Origin of the sequence: Mucilaginibacter sp. UYP27, from assembly GCF_040547175.1 — a bacterium.
Lineage (GTDB): Bacteria > Bacteroidota > Bacteroidia > Sphingobacteriales > Sphingobacteriaceae > Mucilaginibacter.
In genome coordinates this window covers 894,236-917,863 of sequence record NZ_JBEPPE010000001.1, presented here as the reverse complement: position 1 = coordinate 917,863, position 23,628 = coordinate 894,236, and the positions used below count along the sequence as shown (strand labels likewise).

The following is a 23,628-nucleotide window of genomic DNA, read 5'->3' as shown; positions in this document are numbered from 1 at the left end:
ATGAAAAAGCCTGTAAACGTACGTTTACAGGCTTTTGACTTTTCTGTATGTGGTCGCGACGAGAATCGAGATCCATTAATCCTATATGCGCTAAACGCCCTTTTTACGTTAATCTATTTCAAAGCTGCAACCTGAATTTGAGGTGTCTAATCAAAAAATGTTGTACTGGAGTACCCACATATTAAAAGCCACCCGCCCAGGAATGCGCCATTGTTAAAAGGAGTAAATGCACAACTAATTTATAACCGTTTTAATTGCATCGCCCACCTCGTGGCCTGCATTCGCTTTAAAATCAAACCCAAGTAGTTGTGCCATGGTTTGGGCCAATTGCTTGTGGTACGTAATGGTTGGGGTTGATACCACACCTGTTGGCGGCGTATCTGGACCTATTACTGCAAACCAGGTATTTTCTGATCCTTTTACATCTGCACCATGGTCGCGCCATTTGTCCATTGGCTCGTCTCCGCGACCATGGTCGGTAGTTATTAAAAGGGTAGTTTTATTTTTATAGAATGGATCGATCTGAATCATATCCCACAATGCTTTTATGTAGCCATCTTCCTGCTTTGCCCTTTCCAGATATGCTTTGTAGTTGCCTTCGTGTGCCATGTCGTCTGTTTCATCAAAAGCCATGTACAACACACGTGGTTTGTATTGTTTTATATACTCTTTGCTGAACTCGTAGGTGATAAAATCTAACCGGGTGGAGTCGCCAAGGTAAGCAGGTACGTTATGCTGTAGTTCGTTCAGGTATTTTAAACGGGCTTTGGCATCAGTGTTTTTAAGATCAGCATAACCTGAATATACCGGCAAGCCGGAACGGTTCACGTTCAAGATCTGCGGGAAACGCTCCCATGAAGAAAACGCGATCACCTTACCCTCAAAACCTTTCTGCTTATTAATGTACTCCAGCACATTCATGTTGGGGTTAATGATCGGGTCGTTAGTGTTCATCCTTGTATCGGGGAAACCTGTGAAAATCTCGTTATATCCCGGATACGAAAAGCGGTATGGGTTGGCCAGCTCATCTTTGTTCCCGGTATCGCGGTTGCCGTAAAGCTGTCCCTGCTTGCTTATTACCGACCATAAGAACGGAAACAACAGGCCCCTGCGCCCCTGGGCGGTGGCGGCCCAATATTTTTTGCGCACGTCGCTTTGGTCAGTAGTATATTTAGAGCTTATCATGGCCGAATCTGCACCACGAAAAACCTCCTGCCAGCGCATGCCATCCAGCGTTACTACAATCAGGTTTTTTGTTTTATGCTGCGCGAAAGACTGGCTTATAGCCAATATGCAAACAACGGTAACTAATAACTTTTTCATAAATATTGTATTAAACAAAGCAGGGCCTTTCGGCCCTGCTTTTATCATTCTTATTATTTCAGTATCCACATAATACCGTTAATGTCATCATTGCCGCCAAACTGGCTGGCCAATGCATCCTGGTAGTTTTTAGCGTTGGAGTTGCGCTCTGCTGATGGATATTTAAAGCGCGTTGCAATACGGCTGCCATTACCTGTACCCGGGCCTGTAGTAAACACCGGTAACCCTGTACGGCGATAAGTAAAGTACGATTCTAAGCCTGAATGCCTGAACAGCGCTATATATTTTTGCTGCAGGATGCGGGTGATACCGGCAGCATCAGCAGTGTACTTAACACCTGCCTGGTTGTAGTAAGCGTTAAAATCGGCAGTAACGCTATAATCATCATAGTTTGCAGCGTTTTTAACATCTGTTGAACCCGGGCGGTAAAAATGAGCTAAGAAAATACCACTCTCAGGAATCCCGTATGTCGCCATTGATGCCTTTATACCCGCCTGGTAATACGTTTCGGCATTGGCACCTGCTGCCCAGCCACGGCTTATGCCTTCGGCAATGTTAAACATCAACTCGGGGTAACCAATTTGTACACTTGGCTCGCCCGTGTAGGTGGAGTAAAAGTACCTGCGGTTAATGAACGAGTATTTTTGTAAACCTGCATTATTATACATCACACCTAAGTCAAGCCCTGCATCGGCACCAACAAATGATGCAAAATCTGTAGGGCTTTGTTTTGCTTTGTCAACCAGGTCGCGGGCTGGTTCGGCAGTTACAAATACACGAGGGTCTTTTAGTTTTGTTAACAAGCTTATATATGTTGCAGACATGTTTTTACGTGAACCGCTTTGGCCAAAGTTGTTCGGGTTCATGGGGTAATAGTTATTTGGCGATACAAACACATATTGCAGGTTGTCTGCAGTACTGGTCATCAACGGGTATTTAGCAGGGGTATTAATAATGTTTGCAAAACGTGTTGTAACCTTTAGGTCAGCGTCTGCAGTTTTTTTGCTTAATTGTAAAAGTAAGCGTACTTGCAAAGCATTTACCGCTTTTTGCCATTTTTTTAAATCGTTGGCAAAGTAAATATCGTTGGTTAATACAGCGCCTGCACCTGTACCAAAATCATTTGGCTTTGCTATTAATTGTGCAAGATCATCATTCGCACTATCTAACCAAACTAATGATTGCAGCATCACCGCTTTCTGGGTATCATATTTTGGCTCCAGGTTATCCAAGCCTTTTAAGGCTTCGGTCATCGGGATATCGCCCATTTCTAAACTCATTTTGCTGAACAGGTAAGCTTTAAAAAATTTACCCAAAGCTTCATACGGGTTTATGGCAGCGCCACCGGTTTCAGAAGCTTTTTTTTCCATATCCACAACGTTTTTAAGTGTGGTGTAATAGTCATCACCGCCACCAAGATCGTAACGGTTGTTACCGTAATAATCGTAGTTGTACAGGTAATACTGGCTGTATATTTCTTTTTGCCCGTCAGGCAGTTCGGCCATGTTGTTCAGTATGCCGTTAAAAAGTAATGATGCAGGCACGTTGTTTGGCTTATTGTTGTTTACAGAGAGTTCGTCGAACCCCTTTTTACAACCGGTTGCCGACAGTAGCATAACTACCGGCAATACATATATTTTAAATATCTTTTTCATGATTTGTTCTGCTTATCAATTGTTAGAATGATACGTTTAAATTAAGGCCGTAGCTGCGTACAGTTGGCGATTGCAGGCCTGTAGAAGCGGTAGCGTAATTGTATTGGTCAAGGTCAACATCTTTAAAGCGTTTGTCCTTGTAGAAATACAATAGGTTACGGCCATAAACAGAAACTGAAGCTTTCTGGATAAAGGTTTTCTGAAGCATGGTTTTAGGAAACTCGAACCCAAAGGTTACTTCACGCAGTTTGGTAAAGGTTTTGCTCATCAGGTTGGCTTCGTCAACGCCGTAGTATTTACTTACATAATCTTGTACAAATGCAACCTGTGTGTTTGGCCCGTATTGTAGTTGGTTGTAGTTTAATACCGCACCTGTGTTAGAGTCATAGTTTATAGATGTGCCATTAGATACTACTACACCTTCGCCAACGTATGAACCGTTGTAACCGGCTTTACCAAAGTTGCTCCAGTCTTTGAAACGGGCATCGCCAAGGGCGCCTTCGGCAGTTTCGGCATTAGCACCACCACGCATGGTTTTATTGTGCATGTAATCAACAATAACACCACCAACTGAACCATCAAACTGTACACCAAGACTAAAGCTTTTGTACTGGAATTTATTGTAAATGCTCCAACTGTATTTAGCGGTTTCGTTACCTAAGAATTGTAGTACCGGGCTCACCAGGGGCTTGCCGGCAGCATCATTGATGATCTTACCATCTGGTGTGCGTACAAATGCGCTACCGTATAATTTGTCGGTACGGTCACCTGCTTTAAAGAAGGTAGCGTAGCTGTCCTGGCCCGATGGCAATTCTTTATAAACTTCTTTGTAGGTTGAGATGTTGGCTAAGATATTCCAGCTGAAACCTTTAGGATTTTGCAGGATAGCACCACTTAACGAACCTTCATAACCGGTCTTTTTGGTTTTAAGGGCGTTGATGTACTCAACAGTATAGCCTGTTGCAGTAGAAATAGCGTTAGGCAAAATTCTTGGCCCATCAATGTATTGGAAAGCTGTTCCGCTAAAGCCTATACGGTTTTGCAGGAATTTAATATCAAAACCTTCCTCGTAATTAACACGGGTTGATGTTTTGATGCCGTTTTGGTACAAGTAATCTGACGCGTAACCTGCAGCCTGGCTATTGTAAGGCTTACTGGTGTTGTAGGTTGAATTTAATGAATAATCCGGGCCGTTATATGGCGATGCATAAGTGGTACCGTAACCTACCGGGTTGTTAAACAATGACGGGCCTGTGCTGCCACCAAATACAGTGATAGAACTGAAAGGAGCGGGGCCAATTGTTGTAGAGGTAGCATCCGAACGGATGTTAGAGAACGATGCCCTGCCTTTTAAGAAGGAAATAAAATCAGGCATTTTAATGTAATCAGATATCACAGTTGCTACCGATAAACTTGGGTAGTAATAGGTTGTCGGTACCTGGAATGCCGATGATTTATCAATACGGCCGGTACTTGAAATTGTAGCGTATTTACCAAATGTTGCATCTAACGAGTAGTATGCACTTAACACCCGCATATCCGAGTTAAAGCTGGTAGACTGTACGGCATTTTTTGAGTTGCTAAAAGAGTACACTTCAGGCACGCTCAAATAATCTGTAGATGTCCAGTTTGACTTGTAAGATAGGTTACGCATGTTACCACCTACTAAACCTGACAGGTTTAAGAACTTTTTGATGGTATAATCATAGTTCACCATTAGCTCGGTGTTGTTGTCAAACAGGTCGCGGCGGTCTTCACGGTAGTCACCTTCGTTACCTTCGCGGCCATAAGGGTGGGCCGAAAATGGCATTTTTTCGGTACGAAGGATGTTGTAGGTATCAATCTGTGAACGTAAAGTAGCGTTCAGGTTGCTGTTGATCTTGAAGTTTGCAGATAAATATCCATACACATCGTTTTTGTAATGGCCGCGTGTCCACTCTTTAACCATAAACCATGGGTTGTGGTAACGGGTGTATTCGGCAAATTGCGATTGAATACCCTCTTTACCCGGCTGCCAGATCGCTTTAATGTCGGGTGCGTTAACATCCCAATCGGCACCTGTCCAGATAGCTAAGTTGTATATTAAGCTATTTGGCCCGTACTGTACGTCAGGAAAGTTATCGGTAGTTTGGCGGTTAAAGTTTACGTTACCCTCAAATTTCCAACGGCTTGTTGGATTAAATGATGCATAGATGTTCGCGTTAGCAATATCCAGATACTGCTCTGGGATGTAGCTGTTTTGGTGTTGTTGCGATGCAGAGAAACGTACATTGTAAGTATCGCCGTTTGCACTTAAAGCAACGTTGTTATTTGTTTGGTAACCTGTGCGTAAAAAGTTGTTCAGATTGTTTGCACCACGTGCGGTGTACGGTGTAGCCTGGCGAACGCCGTTAATAACAGGGCTATCGTATTGCTTAATAAGCTGGCCATTAAAGTATGGGCCCCAAATGTCGTAATCGGCATCTACACCACCCGGTGCACCACCTTTACCATCCACAAATTCATAAAAGGTATTCTCGCCCGCGCCATATTTATGTTGCACACGCGGGAACGCCAAAAAACCTGTATTTACAACTGTACTGCTGTTTATATCAACAGTTAAGCCTTTTTTGTTTTTATTGCCTTTTTTGGTGGTAATTAAAATTGCACCGTAAGATGCACGGTTACCATAAAGTGCCGCAGCTGCAGGGCCTTTCAATACGGTATAGGTGTCAATATCATCAGGGCTGATGTTATAGGTGTCTGTGTTGATAGGGAAACCATCCACAACATATAAGGAAATGCTGTTACCACGGATAGCTACATTTGGTGCTCCCAGTAATTCGGCCGACGGGCCTACCGATAAACCTGCCACTTTACCAATTAAACCGGTAATAGGGTTTGGGTCGCGGGCAAGGGTAAGGTCTTCACCCTTTACGGTTGATACGGCGTAACCAACACGGCGGGTTTCTTTTTTAACACCCAGGGCGGTTACTACCACCTCGCCAAGGGTTTTGTTATCGGCGGCAAGATTTACAATAATCGCGTTGTTAGTGCCAATTGTTGCCTCCTGCTGGGCAAAGCCTAAAAATTTAAAAATTAAAACCTGGCCCTGGTTTGCGTTGATAATGAAACGACCGTAAGCATCAGTTGTCGTGCCTTGATTCGTCCCTTTTAGCATTACGCTAACGCCTGGTAAAGGCTGCTTGCTTTCGTCGTTTACGGTTCCGGTTATTTTTGTTTGGGCAAACAAAATAACTGGCGACAGGCAGCACACTATAATGAGTGCAAGCCTTCTAAAATTGAGGTAAATTTGTTTCATTGCTGCTGAATAATTTTTGTGAGAGATTATTCGGCAATAGTAAACTTTGTTTATTATTTGTAAACTAAGTTTAGATTAAGTAAACTTTAAACCTGTATTGATTTAAAATTAAGCAGCAGCATAATTGGTAACATAATCGATACATACTAATTAAACTAAGTTAACAATTTAGTGGTGGGTGATGTGGTACCAATCCCGGCATTAGTGCCAGATGCCGTAGGGAAAGCATTTTGAGCCGAAGCATAATTAACAATGCCCAATAAGGCGATAAAATAGAATGATTTTTTCATGAAGGATAAAGTTCGGTGTAGTTTAAGGGTTATATTTATTCCCCCTAAAGAACTTAAAATTAAATATAATTATCCTTATTTCTGGTAACAATATTTATTTATAAACTATAACTATATAGAGACTTTCTTTTGCAATGATGTCATAAACAGAGTCATAATTTATACGCATGTTGAATTTGAAAACCAGTTGTATTACTACAAGATTGCCGATACTCAATCGCGCAGGTACAGAACGTACGATCTGTATAAAAAGCCGCTAAGAAATAGCATATTTACTGTAACAATCATTTTAAGCAACCTACAACAGATCGCCCAGTTGTTGGGCCATTCCTGCCGAAGCCATTAAAAACTTTAGTGAGGAAGCCGTGATCAATATTATTTCAAGTACCTTGCACGATAATGCAGGGTCTGTTAACAACAACTGTACCCCTCAACTTCAACCCAATGGATAAACTCCTCGAAGTGATCGAGGAAAACAAAAAGCTTTATGAACGTCTTTTGCAGGCTGAAAAAGAGAAAAACGAACTGTTAAAAGGTAAATCTAACTAAATCAAATATATTTCAATCTTTATTTGTCAATTAGTTATAGCAACACTTATGATGTTCAACTTTATTTTATACCAGGTTTAACTTTAGATTAAAAAAATGAAATATTTCATAGCAATATTGCTCATTAACTTTTTTACTGCATCTAACACCTTTGCACAACAAAATGTAACTGCAAAAGAGATTAGAAATTTCATAAACAAAAGGGTAACTATAACCGATACTGTTTACAAAACAAAAATTATCAATTCTAAGCTACGTGTTTTATCTTTAGGAACATCTGACTCAGACAGTAAAGTCATTGTCATTCAAAAGGAGAATTTCGATACATTTAGAAAAAAATCATCATTAACAGGGTTTAAAATATCTGCAAAAGGTATTGTTAAGTTAATAAACGGAACTCCTACAATTTACACAACCAACAAAATAGTAGTCTTAGGGCCAATTGATTTATAATTATTTACACATATTACTTTAAGTTTACTACGGGTAAACTCGATGGTGTTTTCAATGAGTTATCAATGGTCAAAGTTGATTTAGATGGTGTAAGAATGGTTGTCCTATCATCTAAATTCCGTCTGTCCGTTATGTTTTTATTTAAAATCAATTTGGTATTATCATCCGTAGGATAAATATTATTGTGAACGTTACTTTCTAAGGTGGGCGTAGTAGGATAAATCGCCCTATTATTCGGGTCAGCGCCATGAGCAACCCCATCATATTATGAAAACCTACTTCATGTGCTGTCAATTCTTCGAAGTTTTGATTATTACTTATTGTGTTATCTTGAAAAGTAAGAAAACCGGGATTATATTCAACTGTATTAGCCGTAGTACCCCCATGAGCAAAAGCTCCATTACCTGAAAAACCGGATGAAACCCCATGGTTGCAGTCGAATATCTGGTCCTGTATGCGTTTGAGATGGATCTCTTACATAGCTTAAGTTTACATCATATTTTACATTTACTGCAAAACCTCGCCCATTAGCATAATCTTGACTACTGATATAAGTAATTGGCTGACCATTTGAGGAATAGTTTGAACATATAATGTTGTATTATGTGAAGAAAATATATTAGAAAAATTAGTACTATTCATACCTCGCAACTGCGATACGGCATAAATCAGCTATAAATCGCCCTTAAGATGGTTTATAGCTATCCGTTTTAAATATTCAATGTTGTTAACAGGCGTATTTTGCAATTTAGCTTCATCGTCCCAATAGCGCAGGCGGATAATAAGATCCGCATCCGGGTTAGCCTCAAATTCGGCCGCCTCTGCGGCGGTCATTACTCCACCCTGAAAATTCAAAGTAGCGCGGCTGGCGGGCGATAATTTCTCAAAGTATTCGGGGTGTTTATAAGTAAGATATCGTTTGGCTATAACGTGACCCTTAACCAGGTTAGCTAAGCGTGGCGAGAAACCACGGTCTAATAAATAATCGGCTCCCAGCTTTTCGTGATCTATATTCCCCATTCCATCCATGCTGCCAACTTCGGCGCCGGCGGCACACAGGTGGCCAATATCATGAAAGAACGCGGCAAGCACTACTTCGTCATCGTAACCTTCGGCCTGGGCCAGCATAGCCGCCTGCGACATATGCTCTAATTGCGATACCGGCTCACCAATGTAATCTTCATTGCCGTGCTGCTCATATAAAGCAAAAACTTCGTCAACAATTTCTTTGGGAGTAGAGGCAAGTGGGGTCATTAGTTATTATTTGTGGCAAATGAAGCATCCTAATGTTATTCTAAAATTAAGTTTGCGTCATCTAATTTGTCAGAAGTTAAATTAAGCTAAATACCTTGCTGCGTTTAATTTTATTATCTACTTTACCGCCGTTCAACAAATGCTAAACACTAATGGAAGATGATGTACTGATCCAAATCAGTAACCGGATCAAAGACAAACGTCGCGAAAAAAACATAACCGTACAGGAACTTGCCTCCCGGGCAAATGTAAGTAAGGGCCTTATTTCGCAGATAGAGAACAGCCGCACCATACCATCGCTTATCGTATTGATAGATATTATTAAGGCATTAGAGATAGACCTTAATGTGTTTTTTAAAGATATAGATGCCGGTAAAAACTTCCCGTTAATTATTCGCAGACAATCCGAGTACCATCACTTTGAAAAAGAACATGCCGAAGGGTTTCACTACCAGCGTATATTTACGCAATCCATCAAAAATTCTACGGTCGACATTGTGATACTGGAGCTGGAACCGGATGCTTACAGGCCGCAGGTAGAAACCGAAGCTTACGAATATAAATACATCCTTAACGGTACTATCGAGTACCAACTGGGCGAAGATACTTACACCCTAAGCCAGGGCGATTCGATGCTGTTTGACGGTCGCATCCCCCATACCCCTAAAAATAAAGGAACAGAAACAGCCAGCATGCTGGTGGTTTATTTTTTTGAGGTGTCTAACTAAACTTAAACAAATCTTAACACTACGTTAGTTTATAATTAATAAACAAAGTTTACCATTGCTAAACAAATTTACGTTTAGCAATGCCTATAAACCTTGTTGTATTTGATATGGCCGGTACCACGGTCAGGGATGAAAATAAAGTTGCCGATACCTTTAGCGCGGCGATGCAAAAATATGGTTACAACGTAACGGTGGCCGATGTTAACCCATTAATGGGTTACGAAAAAAGTGTAGCCATAACCAAAATGCTGCACCGGCACGAGCCGGATGCCGACAAAATAACTCCCGAACTTATCCATAACATTCACCAGGAATTTATAAACCTGATGATCCGTTATTACCAAACTACACCAGTTTTAGAAGCATTGCCACATGCCGAAGCTACATTGGCAGCATTGAAGTATTCTGGTATAAAAATTGGTATCAACACGGGTTTTTCTAAAGATATCGCTCAAACTATTGTACAGCGTTTAGAGTGGTGCGAAAAGGGGCTGATAGATTACCTGATAGGATCTGACGAGGTAACAGAAGGCCGGCCGAACCCCGCCATGATAAACCGCATGATGGAACTTGCAGGCATAACCGACGCACAGGAAGTTGCCAAGGTTGGCGATACAGAAGTGGATATACGCGAAGGACAAAACGCTGGCTGCAAATATGTAATTGCCGTTACAACCGGGGCCTTTACCCGCGCCGAACTGGAGCCTTACAACCCTACCCATATTATTGATGATATAGCAGACGTAATTACCATCATCAATTAAAACCTATGGCATTAACCCATAAACTAAGGGCAAAGGCAGCCACGTTGCCATACACTGTAATTTCTGTTTTGGCGGCTGTAGCTGCTTTTGGGGCTTATACATCTATGTATGCTTTCCGCAAGGCATTTGCCGCGGGGACATACCCCGGCCAGCAATTTTTGCATGTAGATTATAAGGTTTGGCTGGTTATTGCCCAAATTGTTGGTTACACGCTAAGTAAGTTTTACGGAATCCGCTTTATTGCCGAAGTAAAAAGCGCCAAACGCGGATTGACCATATTGGTATTAATAAGCGTTTCTTGGCTGTCCTTATTGGGTTTTGCATTGGTACCTGCGCCATACAATATTGCATTCCTGTTCATCAATGGCTTCCCGCTGGGACTGATTTGGGGCTTAGTGTTTGGTTACCTGGAGGGCCGCCGCTCAACCGAATTTATGGCTGCGGTATTATCCATTAGTTTGATCTTTGGGTCCGGGTTTGTGAAAACCATAGGGCAAACATTGATACATGTTTACCACGTAAGCGAGTATAATATGCCGTTTTTAACGGGAGCGCTGTTTGCCATCCCGTTAATGCTGTTTGTATTTATGCTGGAATTGATGCCGCCGCAAACCGCGCAGGATAAAGCCCTGCGTACCGAGCGCTTGCCCATGAATGCTCAAGAGCGCAAGCACTTTATCATCCGATTTTTACCCGGGATAATTTTGACCCTCATTATATATGTGCTACTTACCATTATGCGCGATATCCGCGACAATTTTGAGGTAGAGATCTGGAACAGCCTCGGTATTAAAGACCGTACCATCTACACCAAAATAGATACAAAAATATCCATCATCGTATTGGTTGTTATGAGCCTGCTTATCCTGATCCGCAAAAACCTGCGGGCCTTTAGCGTTATTCATTTGATGATCATTGGTGGTTGTGTGCTGGTTGGGGTATCAACAGTAATGTACTCCCTAAAAATGATTGACCCTGTTAGCTGGATGACCATGGCCGGCCTTGGCCTTTACCTTGGTTATGTACCTTATAACGCAATATTTTTTGAACGGATGATAGCCACCTTCCATTATAAAAGCAACGTGGGCTTTGTAATGTACGTAGCCGATTCGATGGGTTACCTGGGCAGCGTTAGCATCCTGCTGATAAAAGAACTTGGCCGCCCCAATATTAGCTGGGGCACTTTTTTTAAAGAGGGTGTAATGATAGTGGCAGTATTAGGCGGCATATGCGGTGTATTATCGCTGATATACTTTTTCCAATCGGCCCGTAAAAGCAAAGAAACCAAAGCCGGACTTAATTTTTCTACAGTATGAGCAAACCATCGGCCATCGTAATTGGCGCAGGCATTGTTGGGTTAGCTACGGCGCGTGCCCTGGCTACCCGCGGTTACCAGGTAACAATTTTTGAACGTAATGAATGTGCCGTTGGCGCATCCATCCGCAATTTTGGGATGGTTTGGCCAATTGGGCAGCCAACCGGGCCTCTATTTGAACGGGCCATGCTATCGCGCAGCATCTGGAAACAAACTTGCGAAGTGGCCGGCATCTGGCATGACGAGGTTGGCTCGTTACACCTTGCCTACCATGATGATGAATTGGAGGTAATAGAACAATACGCCAATATCAATAAAACACAACGCGATTATGCCTTGCTTACCGCGCAGCAGGCATTGGATAAATCGCCGGGTGTAAACCCAGACGGACTTAAAGGCGCGCTTTGGAGCGGTACAGAAATGATACTCGAGGCCCGCGAAGCCATTGCAGCGGTAGCCAAATATTTAGGAGAGCAGCATGGTGTAATTTTCTATTGGAATACGGCCATTAGCCGGGTTACAAGCAATACCGTAACATCCGGCACAAAACAATATCACGCCAACGAGATCTTCATTTGCAGCGGCGTAGAGTTTGAAACACTTTACCCTGAGCTTTTTACCTCTTTCGGGATTACCAAGTGTAAGCTTCAAATGATGCGCCTTGCCGCGCAATCCAACAACTGGCGTATTGGCCCGGCACTTTGCGGTAGTTTAAGCATGATCCACTACCCCGGATTCCAGGCGGCACCTGCTTTGCCGGCTCTGCGTAAGCGCTACGAGGAAGAATATGCCGAATATCTCAAATGGGGCATCCATGTAATGGCGGCGCAAAACCATACCGGCGAAATTACCGTTGGCGATTCGCACGAGTTTGGTTTGGTACACGACCCGTTCGATAAGGATTTTATTAACCAGATGATCCTGAAATACCTGCAAACTTTCACCAACTTTAAGGATACCCACGTAATACAAACATGGAACGGTACCTATGCAAAAATGACAACAGGCCAAACCGAACTGGTTATAGATGCCGAGCCCGGTGTGACCATCATAAACGGCCTCGGCGGCAACGGAATGACCTTATCCTTTGGCCTTTGCGAACAAATAGTAGCTGCAAGATTTTAGATGGGTAATTGTAATGCAAGAACAAACAGGAATATTTTGAAAATGAATTATTAAATTTCCAGCTTACTCCCGGGAAAGGAGACCACTTCAAGGCTGTATGGATGTTTTCAAATCGGAGAGATCGTAAGTCAAAGTATTTCCAGCGTACAAGTACACTATAAATCTGCCAGCGTATTGGAAAAGCAAAAACTAATTGATTCAGTATACCCTAAAAATCATGTTTTGACGGAAGCGAATATCGAACCGCTTATTTAAGCGAACCACTATCGCTTATCATTCTAATAAACAGCCATTGCAAGGCATAAAAAAAGGGGAAAAGTTATCTTTTAATAACCTTTCCCCTCAAGTAGCCCGTAGGGGAATCGAACACGACTAAAACCCTATTGACTTACAATACTTTATATGGTTATCGATTTACTACGCACCGAATTACTAACCATTATTTGATGCAGACTAATTACAAATCTTACGATTTAAATATACAAAACGACTTAGAATAATGCAAATTCAAAAGTTGTATAACATCTAAAGTCAAATGTTTTCAAAATCTATTGAATTACTTTTTAAACCATGATTTGATTTTTGTTGTCAATGGTTTATCCGGCTTCTTTTCATCGCCATTGCTTATCAGGTAACCATAGGGTTTTAACGGTTCAATATGGTCAAATACAATTTTCAGCATACCTAAAAGCGGAATGGATAGTACCATGCCGCCAATGCCCCATAAAGTATCTCCCAATACTAATACCATAATGGTAAAGAAAGGATTAACATCGACATCTTTACCGACCACTAAGGGTTGTAAAATGTAGCTCTGGATAAACTGCACCAGCCCGTAAGTGATCAGCACACTGATGACCATCGTGCTACCGCCACCCTGTGCTACCGCCATCAGTACTGTCAGAGAGGTTCCCGTAAGATTTCCGACGAATGGAATGATCTCAAGCGTGCCGCAAAGGATGGCGAAAAAGAAGGCATTCTGAACGCCAACAATAGAAAACCCGATGCCATACATCACCCATAAACAAACGATCATTTTGGCCAAGCCCGAAACATAATTCTGCGCTACCCCTGATGCTTCTTCTATGATTGTATTTGTTTTAGCCTGATGCTCCTTTTTAACCAGTTTCAAAATAAAATTCTTAAAATGTTTCCTGGAACTGATGAATAGGAATATGTAGATCAGCACCAGGATACCCGTGGTGAGCGAACCTAAAAATCCTGCAGCAAATGAAGCGATATAGGTAGCCACATTACCGGCACCTGACGAGCCTTGTTTTTTCAGCATTTGATCCTGCTGCTCTTTGGAAACCCCAAACCGGTCATTGATAAGCTGCTGCAATTGCCCGATATATTTATTGGCCTGCTGCTCCATTTGGTCAAGATTAGCCTGTAAATTTGATACCCGCCAGCTGAACAGGAATATCATTAAGCCAATCACTAAAAGCAGCAATAACACACAGATCACCGCACCTACAGTCCGGTTCATCCCTTTTTTTTCCAGCCAGCGGCTTAAAGGCAGAAAAAGCATGGCCATGATCCCTGCCAGTGCTATCGGCATTAATATGCCGGCCGAAAAATACAAACCGGCAAATAAAAGAAACAATAACAGTAAGTATTGAACGGCGCGGGATAACGAGTTAGTTTTTTGTTCCATCATTAATAGTTTTGTGAATGTTCATACCAGTCCAGGTTCTCTGGCAGGTCTAAGCGGGCAACGCCGATTCGGTTATCAGCCATGCCGTAGTAAACATCATAACGGTCGGGCATGCCGATATCATCCCTTCGGTCTATCCCGGTCGGAAATACTACGTTGGCAATCACGCCAACGGTTTCTTCGGGGAGCGTAGGTTCCAAAATGGGTTCAAAAGAACGGAAAGTAATATCGTAAGGATCGGTTTCAGACAAGAACATCAGGCCTGCGGAATATATCAGTTGCTGCTTTTCAAGCGTTGAATTTTTGCTTTCGCTAACACCATGATAACAAAACATCCAGCCAAACCGGGTCATTACAGGCGGTGTGCCCGAACCGATCTTGATTCGCTCCCAATCAAAGACCGGCACCGCCAGCGGACGGTGCGAGGTGAAGGCAGCAGGGTCCCATTTTTCACTTTCCTGCTTCTCCGGGTGGATATGGCAATAGGATAACCAAATACTTTCGTGGTGTTTGTCTAACGCCTTATCCCAGGGGTGCCCCATTTTTTCTTCAGGCGAGGTGCCGGGGAATAACGGCCGGTGCAGCATCCCCAATGCCCGATGCCCGTGTGGGCTTGGGATTTGCATTGGAAAAACACAGGCATCTTTGTTATTGATACCATTGAACGCCATGTTTTCATACGGGAGGTAAGTCGCAAGGCCGATCCGCTCCCATTTAAGCAGATCCTGTGATTGCGCCAGTGCAATACGCGGCCCGTCAGGTGAAAACGCTGTATAGGTCATGATATAACGCTCTAAAGGCTCCACATAGGTCACCCGCGCATCTTCGCAGCCACCACCGCCATCCGGGCGCTTTTCATAATCAGCCTCCGGTTCCAGCGCGATCCCTATACGCTCCACATCAATAGGGTCACCCGCATTATTAAAAAGCACTTTAACAATTCCAATCCGGGAATAATTATCTTTTGTGGCAATCCTGGGGAATAGGTATAAATTTCCGTCCTTGCCACGCGCAGCAGCAGGGTTAAGAACGCCGCCCGCCTCCATTGGGTTATTTGCCTCCGGTTCCATCAGGATACCGATCCTTTTTAGTTTCAATGTTTTCATATCTATTTTTGGCAGGCTATAATCGTAGCTATTATCTTTTTGGTTTCTTCAGGATCACGCACCTGTATACAATTCGCACCTGAAGCGCGCGCCGGGAAATCGTTACCGCCCTCAAACAGCGCATCACCCAGAAACAGCATATCAGTTACCTTTATTTTCAAAATATCTCTTAGTTTTCGCATTCCATAAGCCTTGTCTATGCCGGGCTTGGTCACATCGATAGATGTAGCACCACCCAGGTTAATGGCAAAACCGGGAATCATCCTGATTAAAATTTTCCTGATCTTTTTTCGTTTTTCAAAATCCGAGTCCCAGGCTTTTTTGGGTTCAAGCGGGGCTTTTTGTCCCAGCGCCGAAAAGGTGATCTGGCTGTCACGGTCTTCCACCTGTTCCCCCCATATCTTGTCCGCTTTAACGCCGGATTCGGCTATCGCTTTTTCAAAGGAACCGATGATCTTCTTTTTTTCCTCATCCGTAAAATTCTCGGCATATAATTGCTTCCAGCCGCTTTCATCAAAGGCATAAAACTTAGTGCCACAGGTAGGCAGGATGGATAAACTGCTCAGGTCGGTGCCCGCAGGCAGATGCCCGATCACCTGTTTTTCAAACTGCGGCCAATCGCCGCCGGAGATAATGGCGACCCTAGCAACGGTTAACAATTCAGTAAACAAGCCGGCCATCTCCGAATCTATAGCCGCTTTACTTTCAGCCAGCGTGCCATCAAGGTCAAATACGATCAATTTTTTCATGGTTCTTATAATGGAATACCTATCTCCAATAGTTCAACATTTCCTGATGGTTCAAAAGCACATTTACCTGTTTGAGCAGGCAGCAAAAAAACCTGTCCTTTGCATACGTTAAAAACATCTTTTTCGAAATTCAATTTGCCGCCTCCGTTAATGCAGACCAATATCCGTGGTTCGTTTGCCTCTCCAACTGTAAACAAATCAATACTTTCGTGCTTCCAGACGATAAAGTGATCCGACCTCAATAAAACCGGCAGCTTGTTACTTTCAGGCTTTACCGGGCCTATGTCTGTTTGGCTATAATCCACACAGGCCATGGCTTCTTTTACCTGTAATTCCCGTGGTTTTCCGGTCTTTTTATCAGTGCGGTCCCAGTCGTATAACCTAAAAGTGACATCACTGTTTTCCTGCACCTCGAAAACGACCACGCCATCCAGCGTATGTACCGTCCCTGCTTTAATGAGTACACTATCGTTCAGATCCGGTTTAAAACTATGCAGGTATTGGCCAACAGTTTTCTCACGGATCGCTTGCGTTAGCTTTTCTGGCGTAGTGCCCGGTTTTAGTCCAGCGTATATCAGGCTTTCCTTTCTGGTTTCCAGTACTACCCAAGCCTCGGTCTTACCGTTTTCGCCTTTCGGGATATATTGCTTTTGGTTATCATCAGGATGAACCTGTACCGAAAGCACATCATTACAATCCAAAAACTTAAGTAACAGCGGGAACCGTTGAAACTTTCCTGCAAATTTGCCCATCAAGCCTTTTTCATCAGCTTTGATCAGGTCTACAATGGATTTTCCGGCCAAATTCCCATCCGCCACTAAACTTGCATGGTCATCCCGGTCGCTCAGCAACCACGCTTCGCCAACTGGGCCGTCTGGTAAAGGTTCAGCCAACAGGTGCTCTAAATTCCGGCCGCCCCAAAGGCGATACTGATATATTGGTGCGAAACGCAATGGATAATAATTAAGCTTGGTCATTTTCGGGCTATTAAATACTTTTTACCAGCGGGAGTTGACCCGAGGTTTCTGTTACCTTTTGATCTACTTTTTCAAGCATACCTGCTAATAATTCTTTATGACTATCGGCTGGGGCTATCTTTAGCAATTGTGTCAGGATACTATACAGCCCCTGTTGAATATACCGGTCATTTTTCCCGTAATCCCATATCGGGTAAATGCAAACCGCAAAAAGATCTTCAAAAGTTCGGTCGGTCAATATGATACTTCCTTTGTCATCAGGGTGCTGAATACACAATTGGGGATGATGCCTTGACCGGTAAGCGAACAGGTCTGCCAGTGCGTGAAGGCTTAATACCGCAGTTTCCGGGTCGTTAATCCCGGGGCTTAAAGCCTTTAAAGCCACCTCTGCCAGTTGATGAAAGCCGTAGTATGCATTTTGAGTTATCGGCTGGCCCGAATAAAAATCAAGCGTTAGCAACAGTTCGACTTTACAATCATCAGAAAGGGCCTTACCATACCATTTAAGTATTGGTTGGCCGACAAGCAAATAAGTACCCGCCGGGTGTATCAGTTGCACCGTACCGCTGTTTTCTCCAATAAACTTCAACAACGACCTTTGATCAAAACCCTGGAAGCTGCCTGATCTTTGGGTTAATAATACTACAGCTTCAGTAGCGGGGAGGATAGTATTTTCAGGTATATCAACAGTACAGCTTTTTTGAAGCGATGCCAGTGTTTGGCGGTGCACCCGTTCGATAATGGTCTCGAACTTGACCGACTGTGTCACGTAATGGAGGAAGTAGATGAACAGAAAAATATCTACTACCGTAAGCGCGACCAGCAAATAGATGCTTAAGGCCGGCACATAAATACCCGATTCGATATCCCGGATAGTGCTGAGTAAAAAGAGAGAATAAACAATCGTACCGATATAGGTACCCAGCACCAATTGCTGGAAGCGGTTGCCGATCATGCTTTCCAGCATGCGGTTACTCATTTGCGAGGCAGCCTGGTTTAACAGGATCATCACCATAGAGAAACTGAAAACCATGAGGGAAATGATACCACCTGCAATAGTTGATACAATGCTACGTGCGGTGCTGGCATCCTTTAATCTTATCCAGCTGTAATAAGACTTGATATGTTTACCCGTTTCCGAAAAATCAAGCTCCAGCATCAGCCAGGAAAGCACTAAAAAGCCAATGGCAATAATTGCCGGATAAAAAGCAATGCTGGTGACAATTTTATTATAAGTGCCCCGCAGCCATTTGATAAACCGGCTACTCATTTTGACGGGTTGGTTCCCGGTTCAATGGAATAAATGCTGTCGACTACAAAGTGGCTTACACCGCGCCATGGTAATGTGTGCAAATATTCTTTATAATGTAATTGTAAAACAGCTCCCGCGTGATGATTAAGTGAATCAGCCAGTTTGGAATCAGTTACCGAAAACATAAATTCGTTAGATGCTATCGCCCCTGGTTGCGGGGTTTTAAAACCGGCCTGTATCAATCTTCCTTCGTGGGTCTTAAACAAATATCCTTTCTCTACAAAATAATTCAACTGCCCGGCTTTCACACCCTGGCCAAACACAAAATAGTAGCGATAGTAGACAATAGAGAGCAGCGCGATCAGCAAAACGCCGCCGCTTATCATTATAATTTTCTTTTTAGTGGTCATAGATTAAGAATTAAAACAGGTGTAAAGTGAAATCGGGTGAAGGGCGATGCCGATCCGGTTGATCAGTTCGGGACTGATATCGGATTTGCCTATCACGGCCCAACGCCCAGTTTCTTGGGTAACGCTAAAGGATTTGGCATCCGGAAAATCGATTCGCCAGCCTGAGCCTTGTTCATAAGTTTCGGGAGTAGCCTCCAACTTCAGGACTTTGTTTTTTACTGGTTCGTTGATCGTGATCTTCATGTTCTTTGATTTAAATTCAATGCCGCTTCGAATAGGGTACCCGGAACAGGTGGTTGAAAAAGCTTTTTCAATCATTAATGCCTTTTATCGGTACCGGGAAAAGGAAATCATCTAATATATTGTGATGCGCGCGCGACACATGGTCTTTGAATGCCAGCATACTTTTATGCATGGCCGCCTGATAATCGGCATCAAACTTTTTCAATAAGGTCTCTAATTTCCCCAGTTTAGCCGTTAAAGCCGTTTTTCGCTCGGCTTGTCCTTTAGGAAGAACCGCGTCCAGTTGGTTCCAGTTTTCACGGAATGCCTGATCTGCTTTTTGATAAAAACCGGACAGCAGGATGTTGCTGGTGTAGGTCTTGGTATGGTCAAATGCGATCGCGGTATTCTTTTCCGCATCGTCCGTGGTTCCATCGGCGTTAGCGGCGAGCATAGAAACATACACCGGGAACTTTAAAAATTCTTGTTGTTCCTCGGTCGAAAGTTCATTAAAGGTGTTCATAGAATTGAGATTAAGCGCCGAGTGATAAATTAAATACGATCCGTGAGCCATCCGGCGTAATTCAGGCAAAACGGACGATGCCATTGCGGGCGGCTTTAAAAGCCTTGCTAAGGTCATCTGAGGTATTGATTCGGTTACCATTGACGCTGATGATGATAGAACCTCTTTGAATCCCGATCTGCTCAAACAGGCCATCCGGCGCGATAGCTGTTATGGCCAGGCCTGCATTCATCTGATATCTTTGCTTAAAGGCATCGCTTAGCGGCGCGAAAGCGGCACCTAATTTTGAGGCCAGTGTCTTCGGAGCAAGTTCGTCTGTTTTCGGGGCGGCTTCCTGTGCTTTAAGAATAACACTGGCACTGTTAACCGTAGTTCCCCGCCGATATTCCAGTTTGACGGCATCACCGGGATGATGGCGCGCGATGCGTTCCGATAATTCCACTGATGAATTGATCTTGGCTCCGTCAACACCCTGAATAATATCCCCCGGCTTTAATCCTGCGGTAGCTGCCGCACTGCCGCTTTGTACGCCGGTAAGATAAGCACCATTAACGCTTCCCGGCTTAATACCTTGCTGGATCAAAAATTGATCTTCGGTAGCAGGGGAAGGAAAACTTACACCTAAGAGACCGCGTTTCACCTCGCCATATTTACGCAGGTCTTCCACGATCTTGCTGGTCAAGTTTACGGGGATGGCAAAGCCATAACCTTCATAACTGCCGGTTTGCGAGGCGATAGCTGCATTAATACCGATCAGTTGCCCGCTGGTATTGACCAAAGCCCCACCGCTGTTCCCCGGGTTGATCGCAGCATCGGTCTGGATATATGCTTCCACGGCAGAACTGGTAGCGGTAGCCGTACCTGATCCTCCATTTGGGTGTTTGTTTTCTTGCCCGATGATGCCGATGCTTCGCTCTTTAGCACTTACAATACCAGCGGTTACCGTGGTATTAAGCGAGAACGGGTACCCCGCTGCCAGCACACATTCACCGATCTGAACATCATCAGAGTTCCCAACCTGAATAGGTGTAAGGTCATTAGTGCTGATCTTAATAAGGGCCAGATCAGTATTTGGATCACGCCCTACCAGTTTTGCCGGAAAAATCCGTTTATCAGTCAGGATCACTTCGATATCTGTTGCACCATCCACCACATGATTATTGGTAACAATAAAACCATCTTTGCTCCAGATAACTCCGGAACCGGAAGCCATTACCGGTACCGCGCGCTGGTTTTGGTTATAATAGCCCCCATAAGAACCTTCATTTTCAGCGGGACGGTTCAGTTTTACTTTGATATGCACAATTGACTGCGTGACTAAAGCGGCGGCTTGTGTAAATTCAGGGACAGCATCCATTATTTTGGCTTTGCCGCGGTTCGCAGCCAATTGGGTAGATGGTATACCAGCCTGGGCCGAGTCGATTGCGCCCCTCCTGGGTTCCATAACTTTGAAAGTAGCGAAGCTAACTGCTGCTGCAACTATTGCGGATATACCGATCAATCCAAATTTGTTCATGATCCGGTATTTAGTGGTTCTTAATTTTATCGGTTATGGTGGTTAGTTTCGTTTTCATCTTTTCGACAGCATGATTAACAGCCGCTCTACCGTGTCGCCCAGCCCCGAAACCGCCACAGGATCCATCCCATCCAAACGCGCTTCCAAAAGGCAGCGTTTTTCATCCTTCCCTTTTTTTTCGCCGTTTTCATCGGTCAGGTGCACTTCTATACGACTGAGCTGTTGTTCAAACCGGCTTAACGCATCAGTTATCTTGGTCTCCAGGTATGTGCTCAATCGCTCATTTCCTTCTATATTATGGTCCGTATTGATCTGTATATTCATGTTCTTATATTTTAATTCATTTTTTCAAGTAATGCTGCCGCTGCGATAAAAAAGCCTTTGACTTTTTCCTTTTGTTCGAGGGTCAGCGTATCAGGATCGATCTGTGCGGCTGTTGTCTTTACACGCGCCGCACTTCCATACAATGATGGGTATTTTTGCTGTTGCAAATTATACAGCGCATCACTCAGGATATCAGCGGCTTTACGGATATCATCAGCATGTGTGATCGCCAGCGGATCTCGTGTGATTTTTTCGGCATCACTTTCCGCTGCGCCGAGATCAGCCTTAACGCCGTAACCTGCCGCTTTAACTAATTTATCGCGGGTAGTACTCGCCATAGCGACGTTGACCTTTTGCGGCTGATAACCCATTTTGAACAAATCAGAAAATGCGATTTCCTCCTGTTGTTGATCAGTGAAAAAGCCGGAGATTATACCCGGCGCTACAATTTCATGCTGATCGCTAATATTGGTTTTTTATGGGTGAGTTTATTTAAAACGGCCGTTAAAAATGGCTGACTATAGTAACCTTAAATAAACTACAGGTGGTAGAGTTATTTGTTTTAGGACGATTACTTATTCAGGTATTGCCTGAAACCGGAAGAAATATTAGCAAATAATAGCTGTATTTTTGGTATTATTTAATCCTGTGGAAAAGCATTGTTTTTCCGATAAATTTAAAATGCCAATAGCCCCGCACTTTTAACAAGCCCTTTTGTGTTATAGATGCAGCCGCATTCCACTCCTTACCATGCTTCGAATCATAAACTTTACCATCCTCCCAGGTTTGATTTTGCGCATCGTATTTTAATCCATCAAGAATGCTCATGCCCAGAATGGTTCTGTTTCGCAGCGCAGGATCAGGATTTCTTTTGTCTTTCCAATAATTCATTGGTTTACCTTCTGTATCGCTAAACCAGATAATTTTTGACTGAAAATCACTATGGATCGTGTAGATCTGTATCCTTAACGTTTTTTCTTCATTTTCCCACTTTCCACAGATCCGTTCACTGGCCGGTGCAGATTGAGCAACTGCATTTCCGGAAATAAAAATACCCAAAATCAACGTCAGAAGGATACTGATGAATACTTTGGTATTTAAGGGTTCGCCTTTAGAAATCATCATCTTTATACGGTTAAATTAGCTTTCCGTTGATAAGCTATTTTCAGAGTTGTTGCTTTTGATTTGAAATCACCTTTTACGCACAGTACCGCCGCATCTGGATTACGGATCATTTTCTGAGTAAAACTTCCGTAAAAGAATTCTTTCAAAGTACGGGTCTTATTCAATTCGATAACGATCAGGTCGGCTTCTTCCTCCCTGCAGATCCTGCTTAATGCCTTAACAACATTACTGGTATAGAGAGGCCTTGTTCTTGCTGATCTGGAAATTTTTTGTGTTTTATGACGGATGCGTTCCGCAAAACTGGTTATACTGCTCAACAAGTCCGCGTTGTCTTTTTGGATCACACTGACGATTGATACATCTGCATCATTCTTTTCGATGACCGCACTCGTTAATGGCAAACTGGCCATAGGTTGCCCGTCGCTGATCACAGGATAAACAATATGCTTAAAGTTATTCACCTTCCTGCCCGCTGGTACCGTCAGCACATGGCAAGGAGCTGACTTAATGATTTGATAGGCAGCGCTGTCAAACAAGTAAGACTGATCTTTTAATCCGGAAGGAATGCCGGTGATAATCAGATCTGCATTTATCTCTTTAGCCATCTCTTCTACCGCAGTAGAAAGTAGTCCTGTTACAGTGTGACAATGACAGTTTACCTGGTAATCTTTAACAATTGCAGCAGCTGTACGTTCAATGAGATATTTATCCTTTTCAAATATTTCTTCCATCATGGGTTCAATAGTAGACAACTGACCTTGGCGTGGATAATAGTTCATGATGTCCTGCACATAAAGCAAGTGAAGATTTGCCCGTTGTCTTGAAGCCATTTTGACTGCGGTATTGAGCGCGTTTAACCCTGTATCGGATAAATCTATGGGTATGAGAATGTTATTTATAGTCGTTTTCATAATTATATATATTTTGGTTAACAAATAGCGACCATAGGCAGGCCGCTGTGAAGTATGCCATAATATACAAAAAAAACTCCAAACCGTCAAGAAAAAACA

23 protein-coding genes are annotated in these 23,628 nt (G+C 43.3%); 5 read left to right on the top strand and 18 right to left on the bottom strand.

Annotated features, from left to right (window positions below; genetic code table 11):
- Nucleotides 1–234 precede the first annotated feature (234 nt).
- The 4 genes from ABIB39_RS04100 to ABIB39_RS04085 form a co-directional block, all read right to left on the bottom strand.
- Nucleotides 235–1,323: an alkaline phosphatase family protein gene (locus ABIB39_RS04100; RefSeq protein ID WP_354427545.1), complete on the bottom strand. Its 1,089-nt coding sequence runs from the start codon at nt 1,321–1,323 to the stop codon at nt 235–237.
- 53 nt (nt 1,324–1,376) lie between these two features.
- The gene (locus tag ABIB39_RS04095; RefSeq protein ID WP_354427544.1) at nt 1,377–2,978 is read right to left on the bottom strand and encodes a SusD/RagB family nutrient-binding outer membrane lipoprotein; all 1,602 of its coding nucleotides are present in this window, start codon (nt 2,976–2,978) and stop codon (nt 1,377–1,379) included.
- Nucleotides 2,979–3,000: 22 nt separating this feature from the next.
- Nucleotides 3,001–6,279 (bottom strand): SusC/RagA family TonB-linked outer membrane protein, encoded by a 3,279-nt coding sequence (locus tag ABIB39_RS04090; RefSeq protein ID WP_354427542.1) that lies wholly within the window; start codon nt 6,277–6,279, stop codon nt 3,001–3,003.
- A 155-nt stretch (nt 6,280–6,434) separates the two neighbouring features.
- Complete coding sequence (locus tag ABIB39_RS04085; RefSeq protein WP_354427541.1) at nt 6,435–6,569, bottom strand: hypothetical protein; 135 nt, start codon at nt 6,567–6,569, stop codon at nt 6,435–6,437.
- Nucleotides 6,570–7,214: 645 nt separating this feature from the next.
- Here ABIB39_RS04085 and ABIB39_RS04080 point away from each other — a divergent pair.
- Nucleotides 7,215–7,571, top strand: coding sequence for a hypothetical protein (locus tag ABIB39_RS04080; RefSeq protein WP_354427540.1), 357 nt, complete (start codon nt 7,215–7,217; stop codon nt 7,569–7,571).
- Nucleotides 7,572–8,243: 672 nt separating this feature from the next.
- Here the strand turns inward: ABIB39_RS04080 and ABIB39_RS04075 are convergent.
- On the bottom strand, nt 8,244–8,825 hold the full coding sequence (locus ABIB39_RS04075) for a phosphonate degradation HD-domain oxygenase (RefSeq protein ID WP_354427538.1): 582 nt from the start codon (nt 8,823–8,825) through the stop codon (nt 8,244–8,246).
- Between the two features lie 152 nt (nt 8,826–8,977).
- Between ABIB39_RS04075 and ABIB39_RS04070 the strand changes: the two genes are divergently transcribed.
- The 4 genes from ABIB39_RS04070 (at nt 8,978) to ABIB39_RS04055 (ending at nt 12,757) form a co-directional block, all read left to right on the top strand.
- Nucleotides 8,978–9,553: a helix-turn-helix domain-containing protein gene (locus ABIB39_RS04070; protein WP_354427537.1), complete on the top strand. Its 576-nt coding sequence runs from the start codon at nt 8,978–8,980 to the stop codon at nt 9,551–9,553.
- A gap of 80 nt (nt 9,554–9,633) precedes the next feature.
- Nucleotides 9,634–10,317 (top strand): HAD-IA family hydrolase, encoded by a 684-nt coding sequence (locus tag ABIB39_RS04065; RefSeq protein ID WP_354427535.1) that lies wholly within the window; start codon nt 9,634–9,636, stop codon nt 10,315–10,317.
- A gap of 5 nt (nt 10,318–10,322) precedes the next feature.
- Nucleotides 10,323–11,633, top strand: coding sequence for a DUF5690 family protein (locus tag ABIB39_RS04060; protein ID WP_354427533.1), 1,311 nt, complete (start codon nt 10,323–10,325; stop codon nt 11,631–11,633).
- Nucleotides 11,630–12,757 (top strand): TIGR03364 family FAD-dependent oxidoreductase, encoded by a 1,128-nt coding sequence (locus tag ABIB39_RS04055; RefSeq protein ID WP_354427531.1) that lies wholly within the window; start codon nt 11,630–11,632, stop codon nt 12,755–12,757. Before ABIB39_RS04060 ends, ABIB39_RS04055 begins: the two co-directional genes overlap by 4 nt.
- Nucleotides 12,758–13,313: 556 nt before the next feature.
- Here ABIB39_RS04055 and ABIB39_RS04050 read toward each other — a convergent pair.
- The 13 genes from ABIB39_RS04050 to ABIB39_RS03990 all read right to left on the bottom strand — a co-directional run bounded on the left by ABIB39_RS04050 (nt 13,314) and on the right by ABIB39_RS03990 (nt 23,529).
- Nucleotides 13,314–14,417: an AI-2E family transporter gene (locus ABIB39_RS04050; RefSeq protein WP_354427529.1), complete on the bottom strand. Its 1,104-nt coding sequence runs from the start codon at nt 14,415–14,417 to the stop codon at nt 13,314–13,316.
- A complete protein-coding gene (locus ABIB39_RS04045) occupies nt 14,417–15,520 on the bottom strand; it encodes a glycoside hydrolase family 130 protein (protein ID WP_354427528.1) in 1,104 nt (367 codons plus the stop codon). Before ABIB39_RS04045 ends, ABIB39_RS04050 begins: the two co-directional genes overlap by 1 nt.
- 2 nt (nt 15,521–15,522) lie before the next feature.
- Nucleotides 15,523–16,269 carry an HAD-IIB family hydrolase gene (locus ABIB39_RS04040; protein ID WP_354427527.1) on the bottom strand — a complete coding sequence of 249 codons (747 nt, stop codon included), beginning with the start codon at nt 16,267–16,269 and terminating at the stop codon, nt 15,523–15,525.
- Between the two features lie 5 nt (nt 16,270–16,274).
- On the bottom strand, nt 16,275–17,246 hold the full coding sequence (locus ABIB39_RS04035) for a type I phosphomannose isomerase catalytic subunit (protein ID WP_354427526.1): 972 nt from the start codon (nt 17,244–17,246) through the stop codon (nt 16,275–16,277).
- 10 nt (nt 17,247–17,256) lie between these two features.
- A complete protein-coding gene (locus ABIB39_RS04030) occupies nt 17,257–18,516 on the bottom strand; it encodes a DUF2254 domain-containing protein (protein ID WP_354427525.1) in 1,260 nt (419 codons plus the stop codon).
- Entirely contained in the window at nt 18,513–18,908 is a 396-nt protein-coding gene (locus ABIB39_RS04025) for a hypothetical protein (protein WP_354427523.1), read from the bottom strand. Before ABIB39_RS04025 ends, ABIB39_RS04030 begins: the two co-directional genes overlap by 4 nt.
- A gap of 3 nt (nt 18,909–18,911) precedes the next feature.
- A complete protein-coding gene (locus ABIB39_RS04020) occupies nt 18,912–19,151 on the bottom strand; it encodes a hypothetical protein (protein WP_348050872.1) in 240 nt (79 codons plus the stop codon).
- A gap of 67 nt (nt 19,152–19,218) precedes the next feature.
- Complete coding sequence (locus ABIB39_RS04015) at nt 19,219–19,653, bottom strand: hypothetical protein (RefSeq protein ID WP_354427521.1); 435 nt, start codon at nt 19,651–19,653, stop codon at nt 19,219–19,221.
- A gap of 61 nt (nt 19,654–19,714) precedes the next feature.
- Nucleotides 19,715–21,169, bottom strand: a complete 1,455-nt coding sequence (locus ABIB39_RS04010; RefSeq protein WP_354427520.1) for a trypsin-like peptidase domain-containing protein — start codon at nt 21,167–21,169, stop codon at nt 19,715–19,717.
- 54 nt (nt 21,170–21,223) lie between these two features.
- The gene (locus tag ABIB39_RS04005; RefSeq protein ID WP_354427519.1) at nt 21,224–21,493 is read right to left on the bottom strand and encodes an HPF/RaiA family ribosome-associated protein; all 270 of its coding nucleotides are present in this window, start codon (nt 21,491–21,493) and stop codon (nt 21,224–21,226) included.
- 11 nt (nt 21,494–21,504) lie between these two features.
- The gene (locus ABIB39_RS04000) at nt 21,505–21,864 is read right to left on the bottom strand and encodes a hypothetical protein (protein WP_354427518.1); all 360 of its coding nucleotides are present in this window, start codon (nt 21,862–21,864) and stop codon (nt 21,505–21,507) included.
- A gap of 265 nt (nt 21,865–22,129) precedes the next feature.
- Complete coding sequence (locus ABIB39_RS03995; RefSeq protein WP_354427516.1) at nt 22,130–22,618, bottom strand: DUF2147 domain-containing protein; 489 nt, start codon at nt 22,616–22,618, stop codon at nt 22,130–22,132.
- 2 nt (nt 22,619–22,620) lie between these two features.
- Complete coding sequence (locus ABIB39_RS03990) at nt 22,621–23,529, bottom strand: universal stress protein (RefSeq protein WP_354427514.1); 909 nt, start codon at nt 23,527–23,529, stop codon at nt 22,621–22,623.
- Nucleotides 23,530–23,628 lie beyond the last annotated feature (99 nt).